The organism is Streptomyces sp. NPDC001828 (assembly GCF_042892175.1).
Classification (GTDB): Bacteria; Actinomycetota; Actinomycetes; order Streptomycetales; family Streptomycetaceae; genus Streptomyces.
Genome location: NZ_JBIATV010000005.1, coordinates 83,095 through 98,708, shown reverse-complemented (window position 1 = coordinate 98,708; position 15,614 = coordinate 83,095). Strand labels below are relative to the sequence as shown.

14 protein-coding genes are annotated in these 15,614 nt (G+C 73.6%); 7 read left to right on the top strand and 7 right to left on the bottom strand.

Going from position 1 to position 15,614, the window contains the following annotated elements; translation table 11 throughout:
* Positions 1-75 precede the first annotated feature (75 nt).
* Positions 76-735 (bottom strand): pyridoxal 5'-phosphate synthase, encoded by a 660-nt coding sequence (locus ACFYZA_RS16770; RefSeq protein WP_382581917.1) that lies wholly within the window; start codon positions 733-735, stop codon positions 76-78.
* A gap of 276 nt (positions 736-1,011) precedes the next feature.
* Entirely contained in the window at positions 1,012-2,193 is a 1,182-nt protein-coding gene (locus ACFYZA_RS16765; protein WP_388491128.1) for an acetyl-CoA acetyltransferase, read from the bottom strand.
* A 159-nt stretch (positions 2,194-2,352) separates the two neighbouring features.
* Between ACFYZA_RS16765 and ACFYZA_RS16760 the strand changes: the two genes are divergently transcribed.
* Positions 2,353-3,540 carry an acyl-CoA dehydrogenase family protein gene (locus tag ACFYZA_RS16760; RefSeq protein WP_388491126.1) on the top strand — a complete coding sequence of 396 codons (1,188 nt, stop codon included), beginning with the start codon at positions 2,353-2,355 and terminating at the stop codon, positions 3,538-3,540.
* The gene (locus ACFYZA_RS16755) at positions 3,537-4,070 is read left to right on the top strand and encodes a nitroreductase family deazaflavin-dependent oxidoreductase (protein ID WP_382581908.1); all 534 of its coding nucleotides are present in this window, start codon (positions 3,537-3,539) and stop codon (positions 4,068-4,070) included. Before ACFYZA_RS16760 ends, ACFYZA_RS16755 begins: the two co-directional genes overlap by 4 nt.
* A 117-nt stretch (positions 4,071-4,187) precedes the next feature.
* Here ACFYZA_RS16755 and ACFYZA_RS16750 read toward each other — a convergent pair whose 3' ends face one another.
* Entirely contained in the window at positions 4,188-4,835 is a 648-nt protein-coding gene (locus ACFYZA_RS16750) for a TetR family transcriptional regulator (protein WP_100573995.1), read from the bottom strand.
* Between the two features lie 412 nt (positions 4,836-5,247).
* Here ACFYZA_RS16750 and ACFYZA_RS16745 point away from each other — a divergent pair, with 412 nt between their 5' ends.
* From ACFYZA_RS16745 to ACFYZA_RS16735, 3 genes are all read left to right on the top strand, one after another.
* The gene (locus ACFYZA_RS16745; protein ID WP_388491125.1) at positions 5,248-6,036 is read left to right on the top strand and encodes a VOC family protein; all 789 of its coding nucleotides are present in this window, start codon (positions 5,248-5,250) and stop codon (positions 6,034-6,036) included.
* 164 nt (positions 6,037-6,200) lie between these two features.
* Complete coding sequence (locus tag ACFYZA_RS16740) at positions 6,201-8,558, top strand: PQQ-binding-like beta-propeller repeat protein (protein ID WP_388491122.1); 2,358 nt, start codon at positions 6,201-6,203, stop codon at positions 8,556-8,558.
* Positions 8,559-8,726: 168 nt separating this feature from the next.
* Positions 8,727-9,515 (top strand): putative protein N(5)-glutamine methyltransferase, encoded by a 789-nt coding sequence (locus ACFYZA_RS16735; RefSeq protein WP_388491121.1) that lies wholly within the window; start codon positions 8,727-8,729, stop codon positions 9,513-9,515.
* Positions 9,516-9,533: 18 nt separating this feature from the next.
* Here the strand turns inward: ACFYZA_RS16735 and ACFYZA_RS16730 are convergent, their stop codons facing one another.
* Positions 9,534-10,328, bottom strand: coding sequence for a hypothetical protein (locus ACFYZA_RS16730; protein ID WP_388491118.1), 795 nt, complete (start codon positions 10,326-10,328; stop codon positions 9,534-9,536).
* Positions 10,329-10,585: 257 nt separating this feature from the next.
* On the opposite strand from ACFYZA_RS16730, the gene ACFYZA_RS16725 reads away from it, so the two are divergent.
* Entirely contained in the window at positions 10,586-11,152 is a 567-nt protein-coding gene (locus ACFYZA_RS16725; protein WP_388491116.1) for a hypothetical protein, read from the top strand.
* Positions 11,153-11,308: 156 nt separating this feature from the next.
* Here the strand turns inward: ACFYZA_RS16725 and ACFYZA_RS16720 are convergent, their stop codons facing one another.
* The 3 genes from ACFYZA_RS16720 to ACFYZA_RS16710 are packed head-to-tail and all read right to left on the bottom strand — an operon-like array spanning position 11,309 to position 13,662.
* Positions 11,309-12,082 (bottom strand): enoyl-CoA hydratase/isomerase family protein, encoded by a 774-nt coding sequence (locus ACFYZA_RS16720; protein WP_388491113.1) that lies wholly within the window; start codon positions 12,080-12,082, stop codon positions 11,309-11,311.
* Complete coding sequence (locus ACFYZA_RS16715; RefSeq protein WP_382581885.1) at positions 12,079-12,510, bottom strand: Zn-ribbon domain-containing OB-fold protein; 432 nt, start codon at positions 12,508-12,510, stop codon at positions 12,079-12,081. The genes ACFYZA_RS16720 and ACFYZA_RS16715 overlap by 4 nt, the downstream gene beginning before the upstream one ends.
* Before the next feature lie 3 nt (positions 12,511-12,513).
* Positions 12,514-13,662 (bottom strand): lipid-transfer protein, encoded by a 1,149-nt coding sequence (locus tag ACFYZA_RS16710; protein WP_382581882.1) that lies wholly within the window; start codon positions 13,660-13,662, stop codon positions 12,514-12,516.
* A 94-nt stretch (positions 13,663-13,756) separates the two neighbouring features.
* Between ACFYZA_RS16710 and ACFYZA_RS16705 the strand changes: the two genes are divergently transcribed.
* Positions 13,757-15,337: a FadD3 family acyl-CoA ligase gene (locus ACFYZA_RS16705; protein WP_388491110.1), complete on the top strand. Its 1,581-nt coding sequence runs from the start codon at positions 13,757-13,759 to the stop codon at positions 15,335-15,337.
* Positions 15,338-15,614: the final 277 nt, after the last annotated feature.

The window sequence follows — 15,614 nt, the reverse complement described above, 5'->3', positions numbered from 1 at the left end:
TGACGTCTCCGTTCTGTCACAGGGCGCCAATCGCCTGACGGTGCTGGGAGGTTGACCGGTCGAGCCGAAATGCCTTTAGGGCCAAAGGAGTTGGCGGGTCCAGGCTGCCCCTTCGCGGCGGTAGTGCAGGCGTACGTGGCGCCGGCGGGCGTCGCCCTGGAAGAACTCGACCTCCGTGGGCTCCAGCGCGTACCGGGTCCAGGTGGGGGCGGGGGCCTGCGGATCCGCCTGCGCCTGCTGCCACGCCGCTGCGGACGCCGTCTCCAACTCGGCGTAATCGTCGAGTACTTCGCTCATCCGGCCGACCAGCGCCGCCGCGAGTGCCCCCGTGGAGCGGGCGTGCAGGTCGGCCTGCGAGGCGGCGGGGTCCGCCGGGGTGACGTGCCCGCGCAGCCTGACCTGGCGGCCCACCGCCGGCCAGTAGAAGCCGAGCGCGGCGTCCGGGTGCGCGGCCAGCTGGCGGCCCTTCGCGCTGGTGGAGTGCGTGGCGAAGTGCCAGCCGTTGTCGTCGGCGCCGTGCAGCATGAGGGTGCGGATGTCCGGGCGGCCCTCGCTGTCGACCGTCGCGAGCGACATCGTGTGCGGCTCGGGCTGGCCCGCCTCGGCGGCGTGCGTCAGCCAGGCCTGAAAGAGGGGGAGGGGGGTGGTGGGGGTGCTGGCCGGGTCGAAGTGCGGGAGCGGTGCGTCCCAGACGCGGAGGGTGTGCAGAAGTTCCTGGAATTCCATACGGGCCATTCTCCGGCGCCGAGCGCCGCCCCCTCCGCCTGCGGCCGTCCCCGGCTGCCCGTCGTCTGCCTTCCGGTGCGTGCCGGGTCGCCTGCCAGGGGCGCGGGGAACTGCGCGATCAGCCGGGCGAGCCCCGCACCCGACAGCTCATACGCGGGAGCGTGCGTGCACCCCGTCGGGGGTGTAGGCATTCGTCCGCGGTCCGTGCGTGGCCGGTCGCGCAGTTCCCCGCGCCCCTGGCGGGCTTGGCGCCGGCCCGCACCGGTAGGGCTCCTGGGGCCCGGGTCACCCCCGGCCCAGTACCACCGTTGCCGATGAGCAGAACCAACCCCCCGTGGCCGACGCCACCGCCACCTCCGGAAGGTGGCCGCCGGGTTTGTGTACCTGGCCCGGGCCCGCCTCGCCCCTCAGCTGTCGCACCGCTTCCACCAGGAGGAACAGGCCGCGCATTCCGGGGTGGCAGGCCGAGAGGCCGCCGCCGTCGGTGTTGACCGGGAGGCCGCCGTCCCGCAGCAGGCGGCCCTTCTCCACGAACGGGCCGCCCTCGCCCTTCGCGCAGAACCCGAGGTCCTCAAGCGTCACCAGCGTCATGTACGTGAACGCGTCGTAGATCTCGGCCAGGTCGACGTCCGCCGGGCGTACCCCGGCCCGCTCGAAGGCGAGGCGGCCGGAGACCGCGGCCGGGGACACCGTGAAGGCCTCCCACTCCGACATCGTGGTGTGCGACACCGACATGCCCGAACCCAGCACCCACACCGGCGACTTGGCGGTGTCCGGCACGTACTCTTCGGCCGCGAGCAGGACCGCGCAGCCCCCGTCGGAGCGGATGCAGCAGTGCAGCTTGGTGAACGGGTCGGCGATCATCGGGCCGGACAGCACGTCGTCGACGGTGATCGGATCGCGGAACATCGCGTCCGGATTCGTGCCCGCGTTCGCCCGTGCCTGCACCGCCACTTCCGCCAACTGCTCGACCGTCGTGCCGTATTGGTGCATGTGGCGGCGCGCGGCCATCGCGTACTTCGAGATCAGCGTATGGCCGTACGGGACCTCGAACTGGAGCGGGCCCCGCGCGCCGAAGGACAGGTTGGAGGTGCGGCGCCCCGCCTTGATGTCCGCGCGCGCCGTCGAGCCGTACACGAGCAGGACCGCGTTGGCGTGGCCGGCCGCGATCGCGTCGGCGGCGTGCGCGGCCATGACTTCCCAGGTGGCGCCCCCGACGGTGGTGGAGTCGACCCAGGTGGGGCGGAGCCCCACATACTCCGCGACCTCCACCGGCGCGAGCGTGCCGAGCCCCGCCGAGCCGAACCCGTCGACGACCGACCGGTCGAGCCCGGAGTCCGCGAGCGCCCGCCGGGCGGCCTGGGCGTGCAGGGCGTAGGGCGTGGCGTCGTCCACCCGGCCCGTGTCGGAGAGCGCGACCCCGACCACAGCGACCTTGCGGGGACGGCGCGTTGAGGGTGATGGCATGAATCTGACGGTACATCAGATGTGCTGTTCGAGAAACGCGCGCTCGGCATTGGAGAGAGTTTCGGTAACTCCGGCCACCGCCTGTGCATTTGGCGGCTCCGGACCTAACATGACGCCCCGTCAGTTCAGAGGCTTCGCCTCTGGGGGAGGAGACCGCCGATGGACGCCGCCTTCACCGCGGAACAGGACGAGATCCGCCGCACCCTGCACGAACTGCTCGCCAAGCACTGCGGCCCACAGGACGTGAAGAGCGCGGTACGCACCCCGGTCGGTCACGACGGGGCGCTCTGGGGGCGGCTCGCCGCCGAGCTCGGGCTGCCCGGTCTCGCGCTGGCCGAGGAGTACGGGGGAGTGGGGTGCACCACCGCCGAACTCGCCCTCGCCTGCGAGGAGACCGGGCGCGCGCTGCTGCCGTCGCCCCTGCTCGCCACCGCCGTCCTCGCGGCCCCGCTCATCGCCGCGCTCGGCACCGACGCCCAGAAGCGCGCCCTGCTCCCGCTCGTCGCGCGCGGCGAGCGGACCGCCACCCTCGCCGTGCCCGGTACCGGCCTCGCCCTCGCCCTCGGGCTCACCGGGGCGAACACGGACGGCGAGTGGGCCGGGGGCGGCCGGGCGGGCGGGGTGCAGGCCAGACGGCTGCCCGACGGGACCTGGCGGCTCTACGGGGAGGCCGACCAGGTGCTCGACGGACACAGCGCCCAGCTGCTCCTCGTCGCCGCCCACACCGGCGGCTTCGCCCGCAGCCGCGCCCTCCTGTTCGTGGTGCAGGATGACGCGGCCGGGCTGCGGCGCACCCGGCGCACCACCCTCGATGAGACCCGGACCCAAGCACGTGTACAACTCCGGGATGTGGAAGGAGAGTTGCTCGGCGGCGACGACTCCGTCGACATCCACGGCGCGCTCGCCGCCACTGGGCGCGCCGCGGCCGCCTGTCTGGCCGCCGAGGCCGTCGGGGCCGCGAGTGAGGCGCTGGAGCGCACGGTGGCGTACGTCAAGGAGCGGGAGCAGTTCGGGCGGGCCATCGGGTCCTTCCAGGCGGTCAAGCACCGGCTCGCCGACCTGTACGTCCAGGTGCAGGCGGCCAGGTCGGCGGCGTACTACGCGGCCTGGGACCCCGGCGCGGGCGCCCTCGCGCTCGCGCAGGGGCTCGACGCGCTGCGCTGCGCCGCCTCGGAGGCCGTCCAGTTGCACGGCGGCATCGGCTTCACCTGGGAGCACGAGGCGCACCTCTACTTCAAGCGGGCCGCCTCCGACGAGCTGCTCTTCGGGCCGGTGCACCGGCTGCGCGGTCACGCCGCCGAACGGGCCGGCCTGTTCGACCCGTCGGCGGCCGGGGTGCGGGCATGAGCACCCCGGCCGCCAGGACCGCGCCCGGGGTGCGGCTCATGCGGAAGGTGTCCTCGACACGGGCGTTCGCGAGGATCGCCCCGCACTTCGTGCCCGCGATGGACCGCGCAGTGCACCGCCTGACCCGGGGCCGGGTCCTCCTCAGCGCGCGGATGCTGCCCGGTGTCGTACTGACCGCGCACGGCGCCAAGTCGGGCCTGCCGCGCACCACTCCGCTGGCCTGCATGCCCGAGGAGGGCGGCGCCTCCTGGGTGCTCGTCGGGTCCAACTTCGGACGGTCCGGCCATCCGGCCTGGACCGGCAACCTGCTCGCCCACCCGGACGCCGAGATCAGCTGGAAGGGCCGGGACATCGCGGTGCGGGCCCGGCTGCTGGAGGGTGAGGAGCGGGCCGCGGTCTGGGAGGCGGCCCTCAAGTTCTGGCCGCCGTACGCCACTTACCAGTCCCGGATCGAGCGCGAGATACGCCTCTTCCGGATCGAGCGGCGCGAGGTCCGGGGCGGGACGTCCGACGGCACGCGCACGCCCTGAGGCGGGAACGCCCGACGGCGGGCCGGGGCCCGAGACGGGAACGCCGACGACGGTCGCCCCCTGGTGGGGGTGAACCGCCGTCGGCGCGACAGGACTTGGGTATCGACCGACCCGGGGCTACTTCGTCGGCTTCTTGCCCGTGATGCCCAGGTGGACCAACAGCGCCAGGTTCGGCTTCAGTTCGGCCTGTTTGACGCCCCAGGTCTGGAAGCCCTTCTGGTGCGAGGCCACCGAGGCCAGCATCGCGACGAGGGAGCCCGCCATCGCCGCGGGGCTGACGTCCTTGTCGACCTTGTTCTTGGCCTGGAGCTCGGTGACCGCGTCCGTAAGGGAGTTGGTGACCGAGTTCAGGATCTTCATGCGGATCTTGTAGAAGCGCTTGTCGCCCTCGGCGGCGCCCAGGTCGACGACCCTGAGGATCGCGTCGTTCTTGCGCCAGAAGTCGAGGAAGCCCTCCACGAGCTCTTCCGCCGTCTGCCAGCCCGCGCGCCCGACCCAGGAGCGGCCTTCGACCAGAGCGGTCAACCCGGCGCCCTCCTTGGCCATTTCCTCCGCGATCTCCAGGACGGCCCCTTCGACGTCGGGGAAGTACTGGTAGAAGGTCGCGGGTGAAGTGCCCGCCTTCCGGGCCACGTCGATGACTTTGACGTCCCGGTACGGCGACGAGCTGAGCATTTCACTGAGGCAGTCGAGCAGCTTCTGCCGTGTCGCCTGCCCGCGTCGGCCGGCCACGCGGCCATCGACGGTGCGTACTTGTCCTGTCATGCCGTCAGCTTACCGAGGGGTGATCGGAGCGCGATTCGGCCGAGTGCAAATGGGGGCCCGAGGGCGGTACGTCCCGATGCGCGCGGGGAATCGGTCGCCCCGTGTGACCGTCCGCCCCGGTGTCCGTCACGCCGGCCACGGGTCGTCCGCCGGCTCGGCCGCGAAGACGCTCGCGGCGACGCGGACCGGGGCGGCCAAGACCGGGCGGCCACTCGAATGGTGTTATCAACACCCTGTGGACAACTTTGGCGGACAGGCCGTGCGGGGCCTGGGCGGGCGCCCCGCCGCGTGCCGCAATCTGGCCATATGTTCGAATTGTGCGTCCGCGTCGGGCGTGATGGCTCGTTAGCTTGGCCCCGACGCGGTCCCACGACGGCCCCGGGGCGGGGCACCTCAGGAAGGAAACAGGCGCATGGGCGGATATCCGGAAGGCGCGCCGTGCTGGGCCGACGTCACGCTGTCCGACCTCGCGGCCGGCAAGCGGTTCTACGGGGAGCTCTTCGGCTGGACCTTCGACGAGTCCGATGAGCGGCGCGGACGCTACACCGCCGCCTACAAGGGCGGCAGACGCGTCGCGGGCCTCCAGCCCAAGCGGGACGGCCGGCTGCCCACCTCCTGGACCGTCTACCTCGCCACCCCCGACGCCCGGGCCCTCGCCGCCCGCATCCGCGAGGCCGGCGGCCAGCTGATCACCGACCCGCTGCCGGTGCCGCCGCACGGCACCCTGGCGGTCGCCGCCGACCCGGGCGGCGCCGTCTTCGGCCTGTGGCAGGGCGAGGGGCACCTCGGCTTCGAGCTGACCCGCGCGCCCGGCGCGTACTGCTGGACCGAGGTCTACACCCGCGACAAGGACCAGGCCGACGCGTTCTACGAGTCCGTCTTCGGCTACCTGGGCGGCGACCCGGGCGCCCCCGACGAGATCGGCGCCGACTTCCGCACCTGGTCGCTGCCCGGCACCGAACCGGGCCCGGACAGCACGGTCGGCGGCCGCAGCCTGATGTCGGACGCCTTCCCGGCGGCGCTGCCCGACCACTTCCTCGTCTACTTCAGCGTCGAGGACTGCGACGCGGCCGCCGCCGCCTGCACCCGGCTCGGCGGCCGGGTCACCGCCGCGCCCTTCGACATTCCGTACGGGCGGATGGCCGTCCTCAACGACAACCAGGGCGCCACCTTCGCCGTTCTGCAGGCTTCGGGCACGTAAAGCCCCCGCGCGGCATGTCCGGGGTGTCCCGGATCGGGGTGGGACCTCCCGGTCTCGACCCGGGTTGGCCACCGGCCACCTCCGGCAGGGAGAATCGGGGCGCCGCGTGAGACGCTGCACGGGGCCGCATTCAGGCACGGCCCGTACGGGGAGGTGGCAGGCAAGTGGAGCAGCTGACGCAGCACGACCCGAGGCGGATCGGACCCTTCGAGGTGTTGGGCCGGCTCGGTGCCGGCGGCATGGGTCTCGTCTATCTGGCGCGCTCGGCGTCGGGCCGCCGCGTCGCCATCAAGACGGTGCGCACCGAACTCGCCGAGGACCAGCTCTTCCGCGTCCGCTTCACCCGTGAGGTGGAGGCGGCCCGCGCGGTCAGCGGCTTCTACACCGCCGCCGTCGTCGACGCCGACCCGCGCGCCCCCGTGCCGTGGCTGGCCACCGCCTACGTACCGGCGCCCTCCCTCGAAGAAATAGTGAATGAGTGCGGGCCGCTGCCGGCCCAGGCCGTGCGCTGGCTCGCGGCCGGCATCGCCGAGGCCCTCCAGTCCATCCACGGCGCCGGCCTGGTCCACCGTGACCTGAAGCCGTCGAACGTCCTGGTCGTCGAGGACGGGCCCCGCGTGATCGACTTCGGCATCGCGTCCGGCGTCTCCAACACCCGCCTGACCATGACGAACGTGGCGGTGGGCACCCCCGCCTACATGTCGCCCGAGCAGGCCAAGGACTCCCGCAGCGTCACCGGCGCCTCCGACGTGTTCTCGCTCGGCTCGACCCTCGTGTTCGCCGCGACCGGGCACGCGCCCTTCCACGGCGCCAACCCCGTCGAGACCGTGTTCATGCTGCTGCGCGAGGGCCCCGACATCACGGGCCTGCCGGACGAGCTGCGCCCGCTCATCGAGTCCTGCATGCAGATGGAGCATCCCAACCGGCCCTCGCCCGAGGACCTCCAGGCCCAGCTCGCGCCCCACCTCTTCGCCTCGGGCTCGGACGACAGCGGCACCGCGTCCGCCTGGCTGCCGCCCCGCTCGGTCGCCATGATCGAGCAGCGCAGGGGCGGCGGCCGGATGCACATCGTGCCGCCCGCCGACCCCGCGCCGAGTTCGGCGCTGCGCTCCGGCCGCACGGGCCCGCCGCCCCCGCCGCGCCCCGCGGAGCCCCCGTACGCGGCCCGGCACGCCGGTGCCTCCGTCACCTATCCGCCGGTCCGCACCGACGAGCCGGTGCGCCTTCCCGGTGCGAAGGTGCCGATCGGTCCCGGCCCCCGGGCCGCCGACGCGTCCCGGGTCGCCGTGGACGCCGGGTCCGCCACCGGCTGGGTGCGCAGGCCGGGGGCCGCCGCCGTCGGAACGCAGGCCGCGCCCGTGCCGCCGCCCGCCCACCCGCCCGAGGTCCCGGGCCGCTGGCGCCCCTGGCGCTTCCGCATGTCGAACGACGTGTGGGGCACCCCCGCCGTCGCCGGTGACCTGCTGTACGTGACGTCCTTCGAAGTGCACGCCCTGGACGTGGGCACCGGCCGCCGCCAGTTCAAGACGCGCGACGTCGCCTGGGCGATGGCCGTCGAGGCCGGCCGCATCCACGCCTCCGACGGCCCCAGCCTGTACGCCCTGGACGCGAGCGACGGCGGCGAGCTGTGGCGGCTGTCCGCGGAGGCCTGGGTGTACTCCCTGAAGGCCGACCGGGGCACCGTCGTCACCGGCACGCGCGGCGGCGGCGTACAGGCCTGGGAGGCGGCCAACGGCGAGAAGCTGTGGGAGCTCTCCGGCGCCCAGAGCGACTTCGAGACCCCCGAGGCCGGGCCGTGCGTGCACGACGGCACGGTCTACGTCTGGCAGGACGCCCGGCTGCGCGCCCTGGACGCCCGCACCGGCGTCGAGCGCTGGTCCTACCCGGTCGGCGACGCGGCCTCCTGCGGCGGCGTCCCGGTCCGGGTCGCGCCCGCGCGGGACGGCTATGTGTACGTCTCGGCCGGCACCCGGGTCCTGGCCATCGACATCGCCTCCGGGCACGTGCGCTGGCACTTCGAGGCGCCCGCGGTCTTCCTGTGCCCGCCCGCGTTCGCGCCCGGGCCGGCCGTGGCGGGCGGCGGCGTGTACCTCGCCGACTACCTCGGCACGGTGTACGCCCTCGACGCCTCCACCGGCAAGGACCGCTGGCGCATCGCCACCGAGTCCCGCAACTCCGTCGAGCCGGTCCTGGTCGCCGACGGCAACGTCCACGTGGGCAGCGGCAACGCGCTGTACACCCTGGACGCGGTCACCTCGACCCCCAAGTGGCGCTTCGCCGCGGGCGGGGAGGTCGTGGGCACGCCCGTCGTCGCCGACGGCCGCATCCACTTCGGCTCGGCCGACCACTGCCTCTACACGCTGGACGCGGCGGGTGGCCAGCTGCGCTGGAAGCTCGCCACCGGAGGTGAGATCACCGGGTCGCCCGTCGTCCGCGGCGGGGTCGTCTACGCGTGCAGCAAGGACCGGTGCGTGTACGCGCTGGACGTGGTGAAGGGGACGGCCACCTCTGGATCCCGCTAGGCGGGGGGACCGTCCTGCGGCCGCCCGTTCGCCGCGGGCCGTGCGGCTGGACGCCCGGCTCCCCGCGCCCCGAAACCCGATCCCGGCCGCCCACCGCGCGTGGTTGCCCGCGTGGTTCCCCGCGCGCTGCGAGGGTGTCCGTGCCGTGTCCGAAAGGGCCTATCCCGTATGACAGTTGAGCCCCTCTCCGCGTCGGACGTCGTGTCCCGGCTGCGGGCCGCCGGGTGTGTGTTCGCCGAGGACGAGGCCGAGTTGATACTCGGCACCGCCGTCGGGCCCGCGCAGGTCGCCTCCATGGTCGAGCGCAGGGCGGCGGGGCTGCCGCTCGAACACGTCCTGGGCTGGGCCGGGTTCCACGGTCTGAAGGTGGCCGTGGACCCGGGGGTCTTCGTGCCGCGCCGCCGCACCGAGATCCTGGTGGGCGAGGCGCTCGCGGCCGCCGACGGCTCGCGGCCGCTCGTCGTCGTGGACCTGTGCTGCGGTTCGGGCGCGCTCGGCGCGGCCCTCGCGGCGGCGCTGCCGGGGGCCGAACTGCACGCCGCCGACATCGAACCCGCCGCCGTGGCCTGCGCCCGCCGCAACGTGGCCCCGTACGGCGGCCGCGTCTACGAGGGCGACCTCTTCGACCCGCTCCCGGACGGGCTGCGCGGCCGGGTCGACATCCTCACCGCGAACGTCCCCTACGTGCCCTCCGACGAGGTCGGCCTGCTCCCCGTGGAGGCCCGTGAACACGAGCCCCTGGTCGCCCTCGACGGCGGCTCGGACGGGCTCGACATCATGCGCCGGGTCGCCCTCGCCGCCCCCGACTGGCTTGCCCCGGGCGGCATCCTGCTCACGGAGACCAGCGAGCGACAGGTGCCCGGCGCCCTCGCGGCGATGTCCGCGGGCGGCCTGCGGGCCCGCCTGGTCACATCGGACGAGCTGTACGCGAACGTGGTGACCGGCGTACGCGAGTAGGCCGGTCACCACGAGTCGTCAGTTGCGCGGCGGAGGTCCGTGCGGGCCGTCGTAGGGGCCTCGGGGCGGGCCCTCGTAGGGACTCGGCCCCGGTCCCGGGTGAGGGTCGCGCGGGCCGCCGTAGGGAGGCGCCTCGTCCGGGCCCCCGTACCGCGGGTACTCACGGGTGCCCTCGTGCGGGTTAGCTCCGTGCCGCGAGGGGGCAGCGGTGCCGTCCTGCGGATTCCCGTACCGCGCCGACTCGGAGGTGCCGTCGTGCGGATTCCCGTACCGCGCCGGCTCGGAGGTGCCGTCGTGCGGGCCCCCGTAGGCGGGCGGTTCCGGCGCGCGCTCGTCCGGGGCGCGCTGCGGCGGGGCCTCCCGTGCCGGGACCCCGTAACCGGCGGGCTCCCGCACGGTCCGGCGCCGGCCCGACATCAGGGCCGCCGCGAGGAGCAGCAGTACGCCGCCGCCCAGGGCCATCCCGACGCCCTGGCCGAGGCCCTTGCCGGCGGAGTCGACCGTCAGGCTGCCCGCCGCCTGGCCCTGCCGCACCATCCACAGGATGGTGAAGCCGAGCACGACGAGACCGGCCACGGCGACGAGCACGCGGGAGCGCAGCACCAGACCCACCAGGGTCACGAGTGCCGCGAAGGCGAGGGGGAGCAGCACCGAGCCGGCCACCGAGGCCTTGTCGGCCGAGATGCCCGAGAACAGGTCGTCGATGCGGTAGGTGCTGCCGTGACGGCCGTCGTACCAGGCACGGAAGGGGCTCCAGACGGCGGCCGTCGCTCCGATGAGAGCGAGGATCGAGCCGAGGACGTTGCGGGCCATCTCGGCCCTCCTAACTAGAGCGGCTCTCGCTGCCGACGCTACGCCCGGCGCGCGCACCGCGCTACCCGGCGGACGGTCCCGTGCACAGCCCTGCCGTCCGTGCCGCGCGGACGGCAGGGCTGTGGGAGTACGACGTGGAGTGCGGGGAGATCGTGTGGCAGGCCGGGCGCCGACGCCTGATCGCCCCGGAAGGCAGGTCGGGCGCTGTTACCGTGTCGGCCGGTCTTCGGAGGGGGGCGACGGTGATACGTCGCGGGATGAAATGTGCGGCCATAGCGGCAGGTCTGGCGCTCGCGCTGACCGGATTCTCCAGCCACGGCAGTCACGGCGGTCACGGAACGAGCCACAGCTCGGGCGGCGGCTGCTCCAACTCCCACAAGAGCAACGGGAGTTCCGGCGGCAGCAGCACGAGCGACGCGAGCAGCGGCAGCACGAGCGGCACGAGCGGCAGCACCAGCGGCGGGGGCGGTGGCTACAACGGCAACCGCTACGGCTCCGGTTACAACAACACCACCGGCAGCACGGCCGGTTCGTCGAGCGGGAGCACGTCCGGCACCACGGCGACGGCCACCGCGTCCGTCACGACGTGCGCCTCGGCCGGGACGAAGGGCACCTCCACGGTGCGGGTGAGCACCGGCTCGGGGCGCGGCAGCCACCGCTACCAGGTCCTGGTCACCTTCTACGACGCCGCCGGCGCCACCGTCGACCAGGCCTCCACCTCGGTGACCCTGGGCCCGAACGCCGGGCAGACCCTCCAGGTGGCGATGAGCAAGCCCGCTCTCGCCTCCCAGGTCGGCCGCTGCGCCGTCCAGGCGACGGCTTAGCCCCGGGGCGTCGCCGGGCCGCGCCGCTGCCACAGTGGGGCCCGGCCCGTGCCGCGAGAGGAATGTGTGATGTGGCAGTCCGGCGGGTGGGACGTACGCGTCCGCCTCGGCATCCTCATCACCGGCTACCCCTCGGTCCCCCGGTCGGTACGCGCCTCACCGCACCCGGAACTCCTTCGAGCGGCGGGCCGTGAACAGCTCGGACTGCTGTTCCGGCGGCAGGTTCCCGAGCGCCACGAAGGCCGGGGCGCGCGCGTGGGCCTGGGCGAGGACGGCCTCCTTCGCCGCCCACAGCGAGCGCACCGTCCCCTGCACGGCCTCGGCCGGGTACCCGGCGATCGTCTCCGCGCACCGCAGGGCGGCCGCCAACTCCCTTCCGGGCGCGGTCACTTCGCTCACGAAGCCGATCTCGTACGCCCGTCGCGCCGACATCCGCTCGGCCGTGCCCATCAGGGCGAGCCGGGCCGCCTCGCCCTGCGGCATCCGCAGCGCGAGGTACATGGACTCGTACGCGCTGACCATGCCGTACGTGGTGTGCGGGTCGAAGAACGCCGCGTCCTCGGCGGCGATCACGAACTCGGCCTCGCCCAGGAGGTAGAACGCCCCGCCGCAGGCCATCCCGCGTACGGCGGCGACGACCGGCTTCCACAGGTCGTTCGCCTTCGGGCCGATCGCGATGAGGGGATCGTCGGTGGAGTACGGGGACGAGGGCTGCGCCACCTCGGCCGAGCGGTCGATCCCGGTGCAGAACGCCCGCTCCCCTGCGCCGGTCAGGACGATCGCGCGTACCGTGTCGTCGAACCTCAACTCGCGCCATGTGGATCCCAGTTGCTCCGCCGTCTCCAGGTCGATCGCGTTCAGGCGCTCGGGCCGGTCCAGGGTGACGACCGCGACGCCGGTCTCCTTGTCGCGGGTCACCAGGAGGCTCACGCGCGCTCCAGGAGCCAGCGCGGCACGGTCACCCCGTCGACCTCGGTGAACGCGACCTGCACGCGGGCGCCGATCCGCAGCCGGGTCGGGTCGACGGAGTCGAGGGCCGCGTCGGGTTCGGCGACCACGTTGCCGACCAGGCGGATCAGCGGATCCTCGGCGAGTTCGACGACGACCGCGTTGTAGGGGGCCTGGGCCGCGTAGTCGGGGAGCAGCGGGGGGTGCGGGAAGACGTACGACCAGATGCGGCCGCGGCCCGAGACCCGGCGCCACTCGCTGTCGAAGGACTGGCAGTGCGGGCAGCAGGGGCGGGGCGGGAAGCGGAGCCGGCCGCAGTCGGGGGCGGCGCAGGCCTGGACGCGGAGTTCGCCGCGGGCCGCGTACTCCCAGAAGGGGGCGCCGTCGTCGTCCACAACGGGTGACAGCATCTCTCAACTCCTCAGCAGAATGGCGGAGGTGGGGACTCCCTCGCCCGCGGTGACCAGGCAGGTGGCGGCGTTCGGGACCTGCGCGGTGCTGACGCCGCGCAGCTGCTTCACGCCCTCGTTGATGAGGTTGAAGCCGTGCACGTAGGCCTCGCTCAGGCCGCCGCCCCCGGTGTTGATGGGCAGCCGACCGCCGATCTCCAGGGCCCCGCCCTCGGTGAAGGCGGCGCCCTCGCCGCGCCCGCAGAAGCCGTAGCCCTCCAGGGAGAGCGGGATGAGCGGGGTGAACGCGTCGTAGATCTGGGCCACATCGACGTCATCGGGCCCGAAGTCGGCCTGTTTCCACAGGTGTCGGGCTGCCGTCCACGCCGGTCCCGTCAGCGGGTCGTCGTTCCAGTAGTTGACCATGCCGTGGTGCTGGGAGGGCAGGCCCTGGGCGGCGGAGTGCACGTAGACGGGCTTCTGCCGGCAGTCGCGGGCCCGCTCGGCGGAGACGACGACGCACGCCAACGCCCCGTCCGTCTCCAGGCAGTTGTCGAAGAGGCAGAGCGGGTCGCTGATCCAGCGCGAGGTCATGTACATCTCGCGGGTCAGCGGGCGTTCGTACATCATCGCGGCCGGGTTCTGGTTGGCGCGGTTGCGGCAGGCGAGGGCGACGTTGAAGAGGTGGTCGCGGGTGGCGCCGTGCTCGTGGAGGTAGCGGCGGGCCAGCATGCCGATCTCGTCGGCGGGCCGCAGCAGGCCGAACGGGCGGGTCCACTGGCCCGGGGTCGGCAGCTGCACCGCCGTGTTCTTCCAGGGCCTCGGTCCGCTGCCGCGCTTGCGGGAGCGCCAGGCGACGCCGACGCTCGCCTGCCCGGTGGCGATCGCGCCGGCGAGGTGGCCGACGGTGGCGCAGGAGCCGCCGCCGCCGAAACCGATCTTGCTGAAGAAGGTCACGTCGCCCGCCCCGACGGCCTTGGCGACCTCGACCTCGTCGGTCTCCTCCATCGTGTACGAGGCGAACGCGTCCACCTCGGCGGGGCTGATGCCGGCGTCGTCGAGGGCGGCGATGATCGCCCGGCACGCCAATGTCTTCTCGGACTCGGGCAGTTGCTTGGCGAACGGCGTCTGCCCGATCCCGACTATGGCTGTCGCGTCCTTCAGGGTGGCCATGGCCCCACCTCCACGAGCGTCACCAGTACTGACAGCGGAGGAGGCTACAGCTAATCTGACGGTTAGTCAGCTACCAGTGCGGAGGGGGCTTTTGATGCGCGGGGACCTGGAGTGGGGCACGATCGCGAAGCTGGTGCGCGGCGCGGCCGCCCGGTACGGCGAGCGCGAGGCCGTCGTCGAGGTCCGCGGCCGCCTCTCGTACGCGGAACTGGGGGAGCGGGTGGAGCGTGCGGCGGCCGCCTGCATCGCGGCCGGTGTCGAACCCGGCGACCGGGTCGCCATCTGGGCGCCCAACACCGGCGACTGGATCGTCTCGGCGCTCGGCGCGGTCACCGCGGGCGCGGTCCTCGTCCCGCTGAACACCCGGTTCAAGGGCGCGGAGGCGGCGTACGTCCTCGAAAGCAGCCGCGCGAAGCTCCTGTTCGTGACCGGCACCTTCCTCGGCACCTCCTACGTGGCCTCGCTGCGCCGGGCCACCGCCGAGGGGACGGGCGCCGGCCCGCTGCCCTCGCTCCCGCACCTGGAGCAGGTGGTCGTCCTCTCGGACGACGCCCCCGACAACTTCCGTACGTGGAAGGACTTCCTGGCGGGCGGGGAGGCCGTGTCGGGCGCGGAGGTGGCGGCGCGCGCGGACGGCATCGCCCCCGACTCGCCCTCCGACCTCGTCTACACCTCGGGCACCACCGGCCGCCCCAAGGGCGCCGTGATCACCCACGCCCAGACCCTGCGCGGCTACGCGATCTGGTCGGAGCTCGCGGGCCTGCGCGAGGGCGACCGCTACCTGATCGTGAACCCGTTCTTCCACACCTTCGGCTACAAGGCGGGCATCATCGCCTGTCTGATGCGGGGCGCCACGATGGTGCCGCAGCCGGTCTTCGACATCGACACCGCCCTCGCCAACATCGCCGCCGAGCGCATCTCGGTACTGCCGGGGCCGCCCACCCTCCACCAGTCCCTCCTGGACCACCCCACCCGCGACCAGCACGACCTGAGCGCCCTGCGCCTGGTGGTGACCGGGGCGGCGGTGGTGCCGCTGCGCCTGGTCGAGCGGCTGCGCGGCGAGCTGGGCGTGGCCACCGTCCTGACCGCGTACGGACTGTCCGAGGCGAGCGGCATCGTCACGATGTGCCGCCGCGGCGACCCGGCCGGCGTCATCTCCGCCACCTCCGGCCGCGCGATACCCGGCACCGAGGTCCGCGTCCTGGCCGGGCCGGGCGAGCCCGGCGAGATCCTGGTACGCGGCTTCAACGTGATGCGGGGCTACTTCGAGGACCCGGCGGAGACGGCCCGCGCGATCGACGCGGACGGCTGGCTGCACACGGGCGACATCGGCGTCCTGGACGAGGCGGGCAACCTGCGCATCACCGACCGGATCAAGGACATGTTCATCGTCGGCGGCTTCAACGCCTACCCGGCCGAGATCGAGCAACTCCTCGGCCTGCACCCGGAGGTGGCCGACGTGGCGGTCATCGGCATCCCCGACCCCCGCCTCGGCGAGGTGGGCCGCGCCTACGTCGTGCGCCGCCCCGGCTCCCCTCTGACGGCCGACGACCTGATCGCCTGGTCCCGCCGCGAGATGGCCAACTACAAGGTGCCGAGGGAGGTCGAGTTCGTGTCCGAACTCCCGCGCAACGCGAGCGGCAAGGTGGTGAAGGGGGAGCTGCGGGGGCGGTGACCTCGGCGAAACCGGGCGGAGGCCGTCTGACCGGCCCCGACGGGCCCTTACATGACCGCGGTGCGGACCCGCCCCCCAGCGGGTCCGCACCGCGTCGTGCTGCCGTACCGACCCGCCCCCCGGCAGGTCCGCACCGCGTCGTGCTGCCGTACCGACCCGCCCCCCGGCAGGTCCGCACCGCGTTGTGCTGCCGTGCGGATCCGCCCCCCAGCGAGTCCGCACCGCTTTTGTGCGGCCCCCGTGTCCCCGGCCGCGGCGGCTCCCCTCCTCTGCCGCC